Origin of the sequence: Alteribacter keqinensis (assembly GCF_003710255.1) — a bacterium.
Classification (GTDB): domain Bacteria; phylum Bacillota; class Bacilli; order Bacillales; family Salisediminibacteriaceae; genus Alteribacter; species Alteribacter keqinensis.
Genome location: NZ_RHIB01000006.1, coordinates 12,931 through 28,508 on the forward strand (window position 1 = coordinate 12,931; position 15,578 = coordinate 28,508).

Below are 15,578 nucleotides of genomic sequence, written 5' to 3' on the forward strand. Positions count from 1 at the left end.
TCACCTCAATCGTAGCGAATACGCGGATCGACGACAGCATAGAAGATATCCGCTAAAAGATTTCCAAGTAATATTGTTACTGCAAGAATCAGATTAATAGCCATAATTACCGGATAGTCACGGTTACTAATGGAGTTCAGGAATAACGTTCCAATTCCCGGGTAGTTAAATACCGCTTCAGTAATAACTGCTCCACTTAACAAGAACCCAAACTCAAAACCTAATAATGTAATGATCGGGATAAGGGCATTTCGAAGCGTATGCTTATACAACACAGAATTCTTAGTAAGTCCTTTAGCATGTGCGGTTCGAATGAAGTCACTACCTTTGATTTCTAGAATTTCAGTACGCATATACCTCATGTACACAGCGGTACTGGCCAGGCCTAATGTAAATCCAGGTAACACCAGGTGTCTGAGTTTATCTACAAATAGTTCGAACCCGCTTAACCCCACGGCTGAGGTGGTTCCTTGGGCAGGAAACCAGCCAAACTGGAAGGATAACAGCCAAATGGCGAGCAATCCGGCAAAAAAGTTCGGTGTGGCCAGACCTAAAAAGGCAAAGGTCGTAGCTCCATAATCAAACAGTGAATATTTTCTCGTTGCGGAATAAATTCCGATTGGTATGGCAACTGCCAATGTAATAACGAGAGAAAAGAGTGCTAAATAAACCGTGTTCATAATCCTTGACTGAATCAAATCAATAACCGGCCTGTTGGCGTATTGCATGGATGTTCCAAGATCACCCTGGGCAACTGATGAAAGCCAGTTCCAATACTGAATATGTATCGGGTCGTTAAGACCAAGTGCCTCTCTTCTTTGCTCCAATACCTCGTGAGGGATATTAGGATCGAGCATTTCACCTGACAACACATCTCCCGGTGCTGCTTTAGCCAGTCCAAATACGAGAACCGTCACAAGAAAAAGCATGGGAATAAACTGTAACGTACGCCGAATGATATATTTGTGCATTCAAAATTCCTCCCACCAGGTAAAAAGTAAGTGTGCGACCGAGGGCCGCACACCTCTTTACCATGACACTTCTACAATTATTGTGCTAAATACCAGAGGTGAGAATCTTGGTAGATTCCAGCTGGCAGTTCTTTTACGTTTTGCAGTGCAGAGTTGTAAGCATAGATGTTGTCAGCAGAGTATAGGAACACCATTGGTACCTGTTCAGATACGTGGGCAGCCCACTCGTTGTATACTTCTGCACGGTAGTCCTGCTCAAATGCATCTGGTGCAGTAACAGCTTTTTGGATCAACTCGTCACTTGTTGAATCGTTCCAGCGAGTGTAGTTGTATGCTGCAGTAGACTGCCAGATTCCGGCTGGATCCGGGTCACCAACTGCAAGGCTCCATCCCGCAAGGTAAAGGTCAAAGTCGTTGTTATCTTGCTCAATTGCGTCAAAGTGAGGACCAGCTTCACGTGGCTGACGAAGGTCAACCTTAATTCCTACTGCTCCAAGCTCATCAGCGATGATTGGTGCTGTACGCTCACGTACTTCGTTTCCAGTTGGGTAGTCAAGGTTAAGAACATACTCGTTACCGTCTGGATCTTCACGGAATCCGTCACCTGTTACGTCAACGTATCCTGCTTCATCAAGAAGCTCATTGGCGCGGTCCGGATCGTATGGGTATTCCGTTACAGCGTCTGGATCATAAGCCCAAGAAGCTTCCGGGAATGGCGCTTCCATTACAGAACCTTTTCCGTATAGAAGCCCGTCTACGATACCTTGACGGTTAATGGCACTTACAATTGCCTGACGAACACGTACATCAGATAACTTTTCGTTTTCAACCCAGTTATCAGGGTTGATCGTACCACTCTCAACGTCTTCTGTTGTACGGTGGTGGAATTTAAAGCCCATGTACTGGTAACCAAAGTCTTGTGTTTCAAAAGTTGTAATGTTTTCTAGAGCATCTACACGCTCAAAGTCAGAAGCAGGGACACCGTTTGGCTCAGCAATCATGTCAAGCTCTCCGCTTTCAAGAAGACCTGGCATTACAGACTGCTGAATTACACGCCATGTAATTCCATCAAGGTGAGGCTCTCCTTGCCAGTAATCAGCAAAAGCTGTAAGAACATACTGCTCTCCTTCGATCATGTCAGTAAGCTCGTAAGGACCCGTACCTACAACTTCACCAGCATTACGGGAAGCATCAGCATCTGGAATATCAGAAACTGCCATGTCTTCGAATGGGTGAGCAGGTACAATGATAAAGCTTGTGTCAAAAAGCATTTTAATGTTTTCTTCTTCATAGTGGAACGCTACAGTATAGTCGTCAATGACTTCTACACCTTCAAAAGTATCAGCTTCACCTGTGCTGTAAGCTTCGTAACCTACAAGACCGGCAACGTAGTTTGTACGCACTCCGCCTGAAGCAACATACTCAGGATCAGCGATTGTTGCATATGTGAAGTACACGTCATCAGCAGTGAACTCTTCACCGTCATGCCACTGAACGCCTTCGTTCAGGTAGTAAGTAATTGTTGTAAATTCGTCGTTAATTTCCCAGTCTTTTGCAAGGGATGGCTCGTACTCAAGTTCGTCATTGAGCTGAACCAGAGATTCGTGAGTGAAGCTTAGGATGTTTGCTTCATACGCATCAGAGTAGAATAATGGGTTGAATTGGTGACCTGGAGCAGAATACATACCTGCATTGATCGTTCCGCCTTGCTGTGCTTCGCCGGAATCTCCCTCTTCAGCATCATCGTCTTCTTCCGTTGCATCTTCACCATCGTCACCTTCTGCTGCATCTTCTTCTGTTGCGTCATCCCCCTCGGATTCGCCAGAAGCTTCTTCATCATCACCACATGCTGCCAAAGCGAACACGAGTGACAATGATAAAATTAACATTAGCCAAAATTTACTGAACTTCATGATAGTGTTACCCCCTTAATATTTTAAAAATTACAAAAACAATTAACCCAAACTCTCCTCTCCCTTGCCTCACCTCCTTAAAGTGCATTTTTTATTTATTTCTTTTCACTGTACAAATGACAAGCCACATACTGTCCTTCACCTTGATGAATCAGTTCAGGCCTGTCCACTTTGCACCGGTCATGAGCCTCGGGGCATCGTGTGTGGAATGAGCACCCAGTCGGCGGATTTGACGGACTCGGAAGCTCTCCTTTTAATTTTATCTTCTCTCTTCTCCGTGTAACATCCGGAACCGGTACAGAAGATAGAAGGGCTTTCGTATACGGGTGAAGCGGGTTGTCGTAAATGAGCTTCTTTGGACCGATTTCGGCCATTCTTCCCAGGTACATGACACCTACTCTGTCAGAAATATGTTTAACAACACTCAAATCATGGGCAATAAAGAGATAAGTGAGATTAAATTCTTTCTGTAAGTCTTCCATCAGGTTAAGAACCTGCGATTGAACCGATACATCTAGCGCGGATACCGGCTCATCACCAATAACGAATTCAGGGTTCATACTGAGGGCTCTTGCAATCCCGATTCTCTGTCTTTGACCGCCTGAGAATTCGTGAGGATACTTCTCTCTCGCTTCTGCCGGCAGGCCTACCTTTTTCAAAAGGTCGACAACTTTCTCTTTACGGTCTTTTTTTGCCATCGTTTTTTGAACAAGCATCGGTTCTTCAATAATTTCTCCTACACTCATCCTTGGGTTAAGAGATGCGTAAGGGTCCTGGAATACCATCTGCATATCCTGACGGTACTTTCGCATTTTCCCCTGTTTAACCGTTGCGATGTTTTCGCCTTTAAAAATGACGTCTCCTTCAGTAGGATCCATAAGTCTGAGAATGGTCCGGCCGAGAGTCGACTTCCCGGAACCTGACTCCCCAACAATCCCAAGAGTTTCACCTTTATAAATATCGATACTGATATCATCGACTGCTTTTACGTGTCCGACTGTCCGTTGAAGTACTCCCCCTTTTACAGGAAAGTATTTTTTAAGATTTCGTACTTCTAACAGCTTCTCTTGTTGTTCCATTGCCTTGTCCTCCTTCTCCACTCAAAGGCTCGTAGAGATAACAGCGCACTTTGTGTTTAGCTTTTGTCTCCAGCAGCTCCGGATTCGATTCCCGGCAGATATCCATTGCGTGATCACACCGTGGTGCGAATCGGCATCCTTGTGGGAAACGGTGCGCAGGCGGTACGGATCCTCTGATCGATTCAAGCCGTTCAACATCAGCGTCAATATTCGGGATACTTCCCATCAAACCTCTTGTATATGGATGCTGCGGGTCTGTAAATAGTTCATCTGCTCTCGCTTCTTCAACAATCTGACCGCCATACATAACCATAACCCGGTCGGCTACTTCTGCTACTACTCCAAGGTCATGGGTAATAAGGAGGATGGAAGAGTCAAACTTCTCTTTCATTTCCACCATCAAGTCCAGAATCTGGGCCTGAATGGTTACATCAAGGGCAGTTGTAGGCTCATCAGCGATCAATAGTTTTGGGTCACAGGACATAGCGATGGCGATCATCGCACGTTGACGCATCCCCCCTGAAAGCTGGTGGGGATACTCGTTAACGATGTCTTCTGCCCGTGCAAAACCTACGACTCTGAGAAGCTCGACTGCTTTTTTATATGCTTGTTTCTTTGTCATTTTTTTATGTTTCATTAACGTTTCTGCGATCTGGTTTCCTATTGTAAAAACAGGGTTCAATGAGGTCATCGGTTCCTGGAATATCATACCCATGTCGTTTCCGCGTACCTTCCTCATCTCACTGTCAGATAGCGTCAACAACTCTTTTCCGTCCAATTTAATGGATCCTTCAAGTATCTTCCCTGGCGGCTGAGGGATCAGCCTCATAACCGATAAAGACGTAATACTTTTTCCACTTCCGGATTCTCCTACAAGAGCCAGCGTTTCTCCACGGTCGATATGAAAATCAACACCGTCAACTGCTTTGGCTACTCTGTCACCTTCCATGTAAAAATACGTTTTAAGCCCTTTCACTTCCAGTAAATGCTCACTACGCTGCACAAGCTCACCCCATCTTTTTCCCAGTAGCTTAGTCTTTTTATATCAAGATAGCAGAATTGATATAAAATGATAGTTTATACAGATATGAGTATAAATTTTCAAAAGACTTTTAACCGGTAAATCTATGTATCAAAAATGTATCGTTTTAATGACATTAATGTATCATAGTAAAAACAGTAAGTACAGAGTTTTCTAAAAATTTTTTATCTTTAGATATTTCGTTATTCGAATAAAATGGAATATTTATGATATGAACTCATACGCATATTTATAATTTATAAGGAGTTTTACAGCCTTATTTAAATTTATATTCGTTTTGATGAATAAAAATTAATATGTAACATCTTCTTCCATACTAAATCCCGTTCATTTTTCGACAATGTTATATGTAAAATTCCGTGACTTTTTGAGGAGTTTTCTTCTTGCTTCCCGCTGACCCCATGGCCTTCGCTTTAATATGCTAATATGGGAAAATAGTTTTATTAATTATTTTATTAAGAAAGTATCCGTAACGATAGAAATGCAGAACACTACTCAATTTTATTATTTTTATACAAATCCCTATTAAAAGACTCTAGTGCTTTCCGCGGGGGCGCCGGTGAGCCTCGTTTCACGCACGTGAAATACCCCTGCTTCTTCCTCTCCCAGTTATGCTTCGCAGCTTTCTGCGTCGAAGCAGCTGATTCGTGATGTAAACGCTCATTGCTCCCGCAGGGGTGTGGCGCATTCGCTCCAATCAACACTTCTTATAAATCAACAATGGTCAATAAGCCGGCCATTATAAAAGACGCCTCTGAGAATTTATTCCCGGAAGGCGCCTTTTACTTTGAAGATTATTTAATTACTTCTTTTCCACCCATATACGGTCTTAACACTTCAGGAATAACAACAGTGCCGTCTTCCTGCTGATAATTCTCAAGAATAGCAGCAACTGTCCGGCCAATAGCCAGGCCGGATCCATTTAACGTGTGCACGTAATCAGTCTTACCTTTTGCTTCAGGTCTGAAACGGATGTTCGCACGTCGTGCCTGAAAAGATTCAAAGTTACTGCAGGAAGAAATCTCCCGGTATGTCTCATAGCTTGGGATCCACACTTCGATATCGTACTTCTTAGCAGCTGTAAAACCAAGATCTCCGGTACACATGTTCATAACACGGTATGGAAGCTTAAGCAGCTGAAGGACTTTCTCGGCGTGGGAAGTAAGAAGCTCCAGTTGTTCATAAGATTCTTCAGGCTTAACAAAACGAACAAGCTCCACTTTGTTAAACTGGTGCTGTCTGATCAGCCCTCGCGTATCTCTTCCCGCAGAGCCTGCTTCAGAACGGAAACATGCGCTGTATGCAGTATAGGCAATCGGAAGCTGGTTTGCATCAATGATTTCATCACGATGCATATTCGTTACCGGTACTTCTGCTGTTGGGATAAGAAAGTAGTCTTCCTCACGAATTTTGAATGCATCTTCTTCAAACTTCGGAAGCTGACCTGTTCCAGTCATGCTGTCTCGGTTAACCATGTACGGCGGCATCACTTCTTCATAGCCGTGCTCATCTTCATGAAGATCCATCATAAAGTTGATCAGGGCACGCTCAAGTCTCGCCCCTTGTCCTTTATAGAAAACGAAACGGCTTCCTGTAACTTTTGAGGCACGCTCGAAATCAAGGATTCCGAGGTTTGTCGCAAGATCCCAATGAGGCTTCGCCTCAAAGGAAAACGCCGGCAGATCTCCCCATTTACGAGCTTCATGGTTGTCCTCTTCATCAGCACCCACGGGTACACTCTCGTGAGGAATATTAGGAATTGTGAGGAGCAGCTGTTCCAGTTCCTGATCCACGGTTCGCAGTTTATCATCAAGATCTTTGATTGTTGCAGATACTTCCTTCATTTCTTTTATCAGATGATCTGCGTCTTTTTTCTCTCTTTTTAACTGAGAGACCTCCTGGGATACGGTGTTTCTGCGGCCCTTTAGTTCTTCTGTTTTTTTAATAAGTTCCCGTCTTGTCACATCGAGCTCTCCGAAGCGGTCAAGATCACTAATGTCTTCATTTCTGTGTGCAAGTTTTTCTTTGATGTTTTCAAAGTCTTTTCGCAGTAATTTTACATCTAACATTGTTTGCCCTCCTCTTTCTTTAACAGTGAAGGAATGGAAAACACAAAAAACTCCCGTCCCCAAATAGGGACGAGAGTTAACCCGCGTTGCCACCCTTGTTGAAAAAAAGGAACGATCCTTTTTTTCCACTCATCGCTTGTAACGGCCGACGATACCGAGGCAGCATACTCGTCTTCCGCCGCCTGACTCCGGGATGGATTCATAAAGAGCTTTGATCGGTTTTCAGCGCCACCGACTCTCTGGACAAAGCTGTCTTCATTACTTTTTCCCTTCACTGTCGTTCAAGAATATTTTGTATTCCTATCATAACCGATGGGGGAGTTTTTAATCAAGCAGGTACGTGATTTTTTCTCACCATCGATGCGAAATACTGATGCATCCGGTCATCATCTGTCAGTTCAGGGTGATAGGAGCACGCCAGGAAGTTCCCTTGCTTTGCAGCGACTATGTCACCATCATATTCTGCAATTACGTCCACAGCCGGTCCGACACGCTCAATGATTGGTGCACGGATAAAGACACCGTGAACATCTTCACCAATTTCTTTAACTTTAAGAGGAGCTTCAAAGCTCTCCCGCTGGCGCCCAAAGGCATTTCGTTCAACCGTCATATCCATAACAGCAAGGTGCGGGTGCTCCTGTCCTTTGATTTCTGTTGCCATCAGGATTGCTCCTGCACACGTGCCGAACATAGGTTTGCCTGATCCGGCAAAGGCTTTTAACGGCTCAAAAAATCCGTACTTATCAATAAGCCGGCGCATCGTCGTGCTTTCCCCGCCCGGAAAAACAAGACCATCCAGCTCGTCCAACTGCTCTGTACGTTTAACAACAATCACGTTTACATCCGGCGCCTCAAGGGCTTTTGCATGCTCACGAACGGCCCCTTGAAGGGCTAAAATTCCAATGTTTATCATGATGCCGCTCCTTTACTTACCAGCCGCGCTCCTGCATACGGTCTTTTGCTTCAAGAGTTGAGATTTCAATCCCCTTCATCGCAGAACCAAGACCTTTTGAAAGCTCAGCAATAAGTTTGTAGTCTTCGTAATGAGTCGTTGCCTCTACAATCGCACGGGCGAACTTTTCAGGGTTGTCCGACTTAAAGATACCGGAACCAACGAATACGCCGTCTGCACCAAGCTGCATCATTAAGGCTGCATCTGCCGGAGTAGCTACCCCGCCTGCTGCAAAGTTTACAACAGGGAACTTACCTGTACGCTTGATTTCCATTAGGATATCGTAAGGTGCACCAAGGTTTTTCGCCTCTGTCATGATTTCATCTTCGCTCATACCAACCACTTGTTTAATCTGGGACTGCATCATACGCATGTGACGCACGGCTTCTACGATGTTCCCTGTACCAGGCTCACCTTTTGTACGGATCATGGACGCACCTTCTCCGATTCTGCGGGAAGCTTCTCCAAGATCTCTTGCTCCACATACGAATGGTACCGTGTAATCGCGTTTATTTAAGTGGTAAACTTCGTCAGCAGGTGTAAGTACTTCACTTTCGTCGATGTAATCTACACCCATCGCTTCAAGTACTCTTGCTTCAACAATGTGACCAATACGAGCTTTCGCCATTACAGGAATACTTACTGCATTCGTTACTTCTTCTACAATTGTAGGATCTGCCATGCGCGCAACACCGCCTGCAGCGCGGATATCTGCTGGCACACGCTCCAGTGCCATAACTGCTACAGCACCTGCTTCTTCTGCAATTTTAGCTTGTTCCGCGTTAATAACGTCCATAATGACGCCGCCTTTTTGCATTTCTGCCATCCCGCGTTTTACCCGATCTGTACCCGTTTGTTTCATTGTGAATGATCCCCTTTCGAGATTACCTAAGTTTCAAATAATTCGGATTCTGATTATCCTTATCTATTATAACGGAAAACCGGTTAAAATATCGATGGAAAAGATTTAGAAATAACTAGAAAGGTTTGCAATTCCAAGTGATTCTCCTTTTATGTAACGTAATTATTCCTGAAAGTGATGTAATTCTTCCTGTAAAAGGAACGATTCTATCTTAGAGTGATGTATTTATCCCAAAAATGAAATATTTCTTCCTGAAGCCGATAAGACTATCTAAAAGTGAAATAATTATTCCTCAAAGCGAATTAATTCATTCCAAAGGCTGTATCTTTTTTTCTGTAATCTATAGAGAGTGAAATGAGCCACAATTTATACGAGAAGAGCGTTAAAAATAATACCCGGAAGGTTTTCTTCCGGGTATGCTGTATGAGGTTTTATTATACTAGAACCAGCCGGTTACTGTATCAGCAACTGAGGTCCATACACCGGAGAAGAAGCCCGCGATGCTTCTGAACAGAAGTGAAAACCAGCCGGCTTTCTCTACCGCTTCGTCAGTTACGATGTTAACGGAAGATTGGTCATTTCCGTCGATAAATCCTGCATCATCCTCATCTGAAACAACGTGAAGTTTACCAACAACTTCTCCGGCTTCAATAGGAGCAGTCAGTTTACCGTCTTCATTCAATAATGACTCGTCCCATTCTACTTCATAGCTGTATGCGTCTTCCTGGTTGTTGCGAATCATCATAGACAATGCATCTTCAGTAGACACAGCGACTTCGCTTTCTTTTCCTTTGGCTACCTGAACTGTTTCGTCCTCTTCAATGCTCATACCGGCAGGGAAAAGTTCTGTCTGTGAGAAGTGGTTAAACCCCCACTCCATTAACCGCTGTGTTTCCTGGAAACGGTGAGCTTCAGAGTCCGCACCCATGACCACAGAAACCAGACGTTTCCCGTCTTTTTCAGCTGTTCCGGTAAATGTATATCCTGCAGAATTCGTAAATCCGGTTTTTAACCCATCAATATACTCGTAATCCAAATCGCCGTACATCGTACCCGGAATCATCCAATTCCAGTTTTGCATACGGATTTCATCTGTTGTTCCTTCTTTAAACAATTTCTCCGGAATACTGGCTGTTTCCAGTACTTCAGGATAATTGTTAATCAAATGAAAGGCTAATGTAGCTGCGGCACGAGCTGACATATAGTTATCGTCATCAGGCTCAGTGCCTTCAGGGTAGTTATCTCCAAGAAGGCTGTTTGGCAGACCGGTGGAATTTACAAACTGGAAATCTCCGATCCCTTGTTCGAAGAGGGATTCCAGATCTCCACTTCCTGCTTCACGCATCGGCTCACCCATACCGATTTCTTTTGCTCGTTCGTTCATTCTTTCAACGAAAGCACCTTCAGATCCTGAAATCATTTCCGCGAGTGCCATTGTGGCAGCATTAGCAGAATAAATGGCTACTGATTCATATAGTTCTTTTACTGTATATTTCTCATCAGTTCTTAACATTACATTCGATAATCCACCCTGATGTGACAGAGCTGCATTCAAGTCACTGATTGGAACTTCCTGATCCCAGGAAATCTCTCCGTTGTTGATTGCTTCTAAAATTAAGTACTCACTCATCATCTTTGTCATACTGGCTGGCGGTAATGCCTGATCTATGTTCTTATCCAACAAAATTTTGCCGGAATCGGCATCTACAAGTATTACCGTTTCAACCCCCGGATTAAACCCGGCCTCTGCTGTTTCTGATGTAGCAAATACGCTTGAAAAAACAAGCAGAAAAGCCATTAATGACAATACTGTTCCTTTAAACTTCCCCATTCTCTCTTCCTCTCCTTGATGCATAACTATTTATATAAACGTGAGCGTTCAAGAATACGCCGATAATTGGTAAATACAGACTCTTCGTTCGTTCCTGAAAAGAGCATATATTCCATATTTTTTAAAATGTTCTTGAAGCACCGCTGAAAACGTGAGTAACAAACGTCATTTTACCATATACAAACAGAAAAAAATAGATAGGGGAGACCCTATCTATCTAAATCTTTTTACCTAATTTACATGGAATAGTTCGGTGCCTCTTTTGTAATCTGAACATCGTGAGGGTGGCTTTCTTTTAATCCGGCATTCGTAATGCGGATAAAGCGGCCGTTATCCTGAAGGTCCTGGATCGTTGGTGTGCCGCAATACCCCATTCCGGCATTGATACCACCCACCAGCTGATGGATTGTATCACTTAAAGGCCCCTTATATGGTGTACGTCCTTCAATGCCTTCGGGAACAAGTTTTTGTTCACCTTCCTGGAAGTAGCGGTCTTTACTTCCTTTTTCCATAGCCCCAAGGGAGCCCATGCCACGGTATACTTTAAACTGTCGTCCCTGGAAAATTTCCCTTTCACCAGGGCTTTCTGTTACCCCTGCAAGGAGGCTTCCGAGCATGACAGCATGTCCGCCGGCAGCGAGAGCTTTTACAATATCTCCGGAGTACTTAATACCCCCATCAGCAATGATGGCTTTCCCGTGTTTACGTGCTTCTGTTGCACAGTCATATACAGCAGTAATCTGCGGTACACCGATTCCGGCTACTACACGGGTCGTACAAATAGATCCTGGCCCGATACCTACTTTAACAATCGTAGCACCGGCTTCGATCAGATCTCGGGTGGCTTCCGCTGTGGCTACGTTTCCGGCTACAATGTCCAGATCCGGATACGTTTCACGAACCTGCCGCACTTTATCGAGCACGCCTCGTGAATGGCCGTGCGCTGTATCAATAACGAGCACATCAATTCCAGATTGAACAAGAGCTTCTGTTCGGGCTTCGGAATCTCCCCCTACACCGACAGCTGCACCGACTACAAGTCTGCCCGCTGAGTCCTTTGCTGAATGAGGGAATTCAATTGCCTTTTCAATGTCCTTAATTGTAATAAGGCCTTTTAAGATGCCGTCATCATCAACAAGAGGCAGTTTTTCAATTTTATATTTCTGGAGAACGCTTTGTGCTTCATCCAGTGTTGTGCCGACAGGAGCAGTTACAAGGTTATCCTTTGTCATGACCTCATTAATCTCAATAGAGTAGTCATCAATAAAGCGAAGGTCACGGTTCGTTAAAATCCCGACTAGCTTTAAATTCTCGTCCACGATAGGGACTCCTGAAATACGGTACTTCGACATTAAGTGCTCAGCATCAAACACCTGATTGTCTGCCGAAAGGTAAAACGGGTTTGTAATTACTCCGCTTTCTGAACGCTTTACGCGGTCCACCTGCTCTGCCTGCTCTTCAATCGACATATTTTTATGAATAATACCGAGTCCGCCGGCACGAGCCATAGCAATAGCCATAGCTGCTTCTGTAACAGTATCCATCCCGGCACTGATAATAGGAATGTTCAGTTCTAATTTATCGGAAAGCTTTGTTTTCACACTTACATCTCTTGGCAGTACTTCTGAACGAGCCGGCATTAACAGGACATCGTCAAAAGTTAACCCTTCCTTACCAAACTTTTCCTCCCACATGGATGAAATCCTCCTTAATTTTTCCCAAAATATTATTAGTAGCTTAACAAGTGGACACACTACTGTCAAGAATTATCGACAGGTTCCAAAAGTTAGCCAAACCCGATTCTCCCTTACTTCCAGCGTTCTGACAAAGGAGTCAAATACAATGACATCACACCCCTTTTTATTGCCTTTTCAATCCATTGATTACGTGAAGCAGTATTTAGCAGCAAAGTATGAAGCACAGAAGTTGAGCAACGCCAGAACACTGGCATATAAAAATGGGTATCCTTTTTTATATTATCTTGAAATGGGAAAACAATACGTCAGTCAGTCTGAGGTTGCCCCTTTATCTACCCAGCCTGTGCTTTTATTCTATGGGTGTGTACAGTGGATGAAAGCTTGTCTCCTCACCGTAGATCCTGAATACCCCGGAACGACTCAGGTACTGGCTCACGGTGTCACAGCACGAAAACGGAAAAAACAGGATTACTCTTTTTTGGAGGATGAAGTAAAAGTTCAAAAAGAAGGGTTATTTCCTTACTTCTCGGAACAAATGTTTCATGTGAAACAATTGACCGGAGAAAAATATAAATTAAATTATGTTTTCAGGCGAATACCTGAAATGGCCTCCCTTATTGAAAAGCTGTATGATCATAAACCCATCACAAAAATTTCAGTTTCTGATCAAAATGTTGCCTTACCGCCTCTCCTTCTAAAAAATCTGGAAATGGAGCTGCCGAGGTTCTTATCATTATTAAAAGCTGAAGGTATTCATATGAAAGGGGAAAAACAAGGTAACTCTTTTGTGCTGACGCCGGCAGGAGATTTCAATGTACATCCCTATTTACCGATTCGTCATAATGAGAGCTTGTACTTGCCTAACGACCGTGCGGCATTCCTTCCTTTACCGGAACTGCTCTCTCACTATTTGATCTTATACAGCCTGAGTATGATATGCCGTTACGAAACAGAATGGTGGTGTGAGCTCCTGCACTCCTTCTCTTCAAATGATTTCCCATGCATTGAACACTTTCTCACCATCTCAAAGTACAAGCTCCCACAGCTTATTGAAGACCTTCTTACATCACAGAGGTTCACTCACTGAATCAAAATTATGGGATGATAATGAATAATTTATCGTAGCTGCACCGAAAGGCTCTCCTTTTAGGTGCAGCGTAAATATCAGATGTTTAATCATCAGTCTGGCCGCCTGCTTAACTCGATGTACTTAATTTACCAGCCGCAGCATTCAATGCCTGAGCAAGATCCTCCCATATGTCATTTACATTTTCCAGTCCGACAGACAATCTCAGCATACTTTCTGTTATACCCATTTCCATTCGTTTTTCCGGTGGAATAACCGCATGGGTCATGCTGGCAGGATGCTGGATAAGCGTTTCTGCATCTCCGAGGCTTACAGCTACCTGAATCATTTTTAAATGGTTCATCATCTCCTGGGCTTCTTCTTTCCCTCCTTCTACTTCGAAGGTAATAAGCCCTCCCGGCTGTTTCATTTGTTTTTGCGCCAAATCATAATGCTCATAAGAACTATCCCCGGGGTAAACAATCTTCTTCACTCTAGGATGATCTTTTAATTTCCGGAAAAGATCAGAAGCATTTAGACAATGGCGATCCATCCTCACAGAAAGGGTCTTTAACCCCCTCAGTAAAAGCCATGCATCAAAAGGTGCCATTACCCCGCCAATATCCTTTAATGTAGTAGCCCGGACCTGCTGGACAAAGTCAGCCTTCCCTGCCGCAAGACCTGCAATGACATCTCCGTGTCCACAGATATATTTAGTTGCACTGTGAATGACAACGTCAGCACCCATCTTAAGAGGCTGTTGCAGGTATGGTGAAGAAAAAGTATTGTCCACCACAACAACGACCCCCATTTCTTTTGCTACCTTTATCACCATTTCCAGATCAACAAGTTTCATTGTAGGATTGATCGGCGTTTCTACGTAAAGCACTTTCGTATTCGGCTTTATCTGCTGCCGCACCGTTTCTTCCTCCGACATATCGATAAAGTCGTGCTCGATACCATACCTGTCCTCCACAAGCTGTAAAAGTCCATACGTACAACCATATACGCCTTCAGAAACAAGTATATGATCTCCTGTTCTTACTAAAGCCAATAACACAGATGACACTGCTGCCATTCCTGACGCAAAAGCAATTCCTTCTTCTGCTTCTTCCAAATCGGCAATGGCTTTCTCAAGAATAGTAACCGTCGGATTTCCTAACCTCGAATAGATGTAACCGCTTTCATTTCCTGCAAAACGTGCTTCTCCTTGTTGTGCTGAATCAAAAGTAAATGTGGATGTCTGATATAAAGGAGGTGTTAAACTCCCATAATGTTTTTTACGATCGTACTCCCCATGAATTAACCTTGTTTCTAGTTCTTTTTTTTTCTCCATCTCTGATTACAACCCCTTTTTTCTCTTCTATAACACCATTATACGCCTTCTCATTGGCCCGTGAAATACCATTATAGAAAGACACTGCGGCGGTGCTGTAGTGAAAAGAAGGTTTTTATGGAGATAGCTAACCTGAAAAGTGTCAGGACAAGAACTAAACCCTTATATTTCAGCAACTTCGTTGAACGGATACGCTCCCTTTCGGCGGACTCGCGCCGAGTCTCTACGGTGAACGGCAGGGCCCCGTCTGTCTCGCACTTTCGCAGGAGTGTCCCCTAATCCGTTCAACTCCGCACGATGCGCTGTGAAGATTAAAGGATATAGATAATTAAGCTGAAAATAACGTCTGTTTTCAAAATAAACAGAGGAGTTTTCATGATATATGTGTATTTGATAAATTGCTGAGGATTCATCATATAGATAAAAGATTCATGATATTCTGTGAGGTAAACAAAGATCCCTGCGGCCGCCCAGGCCGCCTTCTTTTTTACAGAGACCAGGTTTTCAGGATAAATAAAAATTTGTCAGGATAAAGGCGCGATTGTTCAGGAAAACCGGTCCACGGCCTGCTTTTACATCCTCCCCAAACAGCACAAAAAAGCACCCGCTTTAAAAACGGGTGCTTTTTCTTATTGCCCAGCGACGTCCTACTCTCACAGGGGGAGAGCCCCCAACTACCATCGGCGCTGAAGAGCTTAACTTCCGTGTTCGGCATGGGAACGGGTGTGACCTCTTCGCTATCGTCACTGGACAAATCATT

11 protein-coding genes, 1 rRNA gene and 1 other annotated feature are annotated in these 15,578 nt (G+C 43.8%); of the genes, 1 reads left to right on the forward strand and 11 read right to left on the reverse strand.

Features of this window, described 5'->3' with window-relative positions; all coding sequences use genetic code 11:
• Positions 1 to 5: 5 nt before the first annotated feature.
• The 9 genes from EBO34_RS20285 to guaB form a co-directional block, all read right to left on the reverse strand.
• Positions 6 to 971, reverse strand: a complete 966-nt coding sequence (locus EBO34_RS20285; protein ID WP_122902071.1) for an ABC transporter permease — start codon at positions 969 to 971, stop codon at positions 6 to 8.
• 77 nt (positions 972 to 1,048) lie between these two features.
• Entirely contained in the window at positions 1,049 to 2,884 is a 1,836-nt protein-coding gene (locus EBO34_RS20290; protein ID WP_122902073.1) for a peptide-binding protein, read from the reverse strand.
• Between the two features lie 95 nt (positions 2,885 to 2,979).
• Positions 2,980 to 3,963: an ABC transporter ATP-binding protein gene (locus tag EBO34_RS20295; protein WP_122902075.1), complete on the reverse strand. Its 984-nt coding sequence runs from the start codon at positions 3,961 to 3,963 to the stop codon at positions 2,980 to 2,982.
• On the reverse strand, positions 3,923 to 4,912 hold the full coding sequence (locus EBO34_RS20300; RefSeq protein WP_122902093.1) for an ABC transporter ATP-binding protein: 990 nt from the start codon (positions 4,910 to 4,912) through the stop codon (positions 3,923 to 3,925). The genes EBO34_RS20295 and EBO34_RS20300 overlap by 41 nt, the downstream gene beginning before the upstream one ends.
• Positions 4,913 to 5,799: 887 nt before the next feature.
• The gene (gene serS / locus EBO34_RS20305; protein WP_122902077.1) at positions 5,800 to 7,074 is read right to left on the reverse strand and encodes a serine--tRNA ligase; all 1,275 of its coding nucleotides are present in this window, start codon (positions 7,072 to 7,074) and stop codon (positions 5,800 to 5,802) included.
• A 62-nt stretch (positions 7,075 to 7,136) separates the two neighbouring features.
• Positions 7,137 to 7,358 (reverse strand) — a binding site (T-box leader).
• Between the two features lie 44 nt (positions 7,359 to 7,402).
• Positions 7,403 to 7,987, reverse strand: coding sequence for a pyridoxal 5'-phosphate synthase glutaminase subunit PdxT (pdxT, locus tag EBO34_RS20315; RefSeq protein ID WP_122902081.1), 585 nt, complete (start codon positions 7,985 to 7,987; stop codon positions 7,403 to 7,405).
• Between the two features lie 16 nt (positions 7,988 to 8,003).
• Positions 8,004 to 8,888 carry a pyridoxal 5'-phosphate synthase lyase subunit PdxS gene (gene pdxS / locus EBO34_RS20320; RefSeq protein WP_122902083.1) on the reverse strand — a complete coding sequence of 295 codons (885 nt, stop codon included), beginning with the start codon at positions 8,886 to 8,888 and terminating at the stop codon, positions 8,004 to 8,006.
• A gap of 439 nt (positions 8,889 to 9,327) precedes the next feature.
• Positions 9,328 to 10,719 (reverse strand): D-alanyl-D-alanine carboxypeptidase family protein, encoded by a 1,392-nt coding sequence (locus EBO34_RS20325; protein WP_122902085.1) that lies wholly within the window; start codon positions 10,717 to 10,719, stop codon positions 9,328 to 9,330.
• 236 nt (positions 10,720 to 10,955) lie between these two features.
• Positions 10,956 to 12,413, reverse strand: coding sequence for an IMP dehydrogenase (gene guaB, locus EBO34_RS20330; RefSeq protein WP_122902087.1), 1,458 nt, complete (start codon positions 12,411 to 12,413; stop codon positions 10,956 to 10,958).
• A gap of 148 nt (positions 12,414 to 12,561) precedes the next feature.
• On the opposite strand from guaB, the gene EBO34_RS20335 reads away from it, so the two are divergent.
• Entirely contained in the window at positions 12,562 to 13,503 is a 942-nt protein-coding gene (locus tag EBO34_RS20335) for a YaaC family protein (RefSeq protein WP_183163972.1), read from the forward strand.
• Positions 13,504 to 13,612: 109 nt separating this feature from the next.
• Here EBO34_RS20335 and megL read toward each other — a convergent pair whose 3' ends face one another.
• Together megL and rrf are read right to left on the reverse strand one after the other, a co-directional pair.
• A complete protein-coding gene (megL, locus tag EBO34_RS20340) occupies positions 13,613 to 14,818 on the reverse strand; it encodes a methionine gamma-lyase (protein WP_122902091.1) in 1,206 nt (401 codons plus the stop codon).
• A gap of 634 nt (positions 14,819 to 15,452) precedes the next feature.
• Positions 15,453 to 15,569 (reverse strand): 5S ribosomal RNA (gene rrf, locus EBO34_RS20345).
• Positions 15,570 to 15,578: the final 9 nt, after the last annotated feature.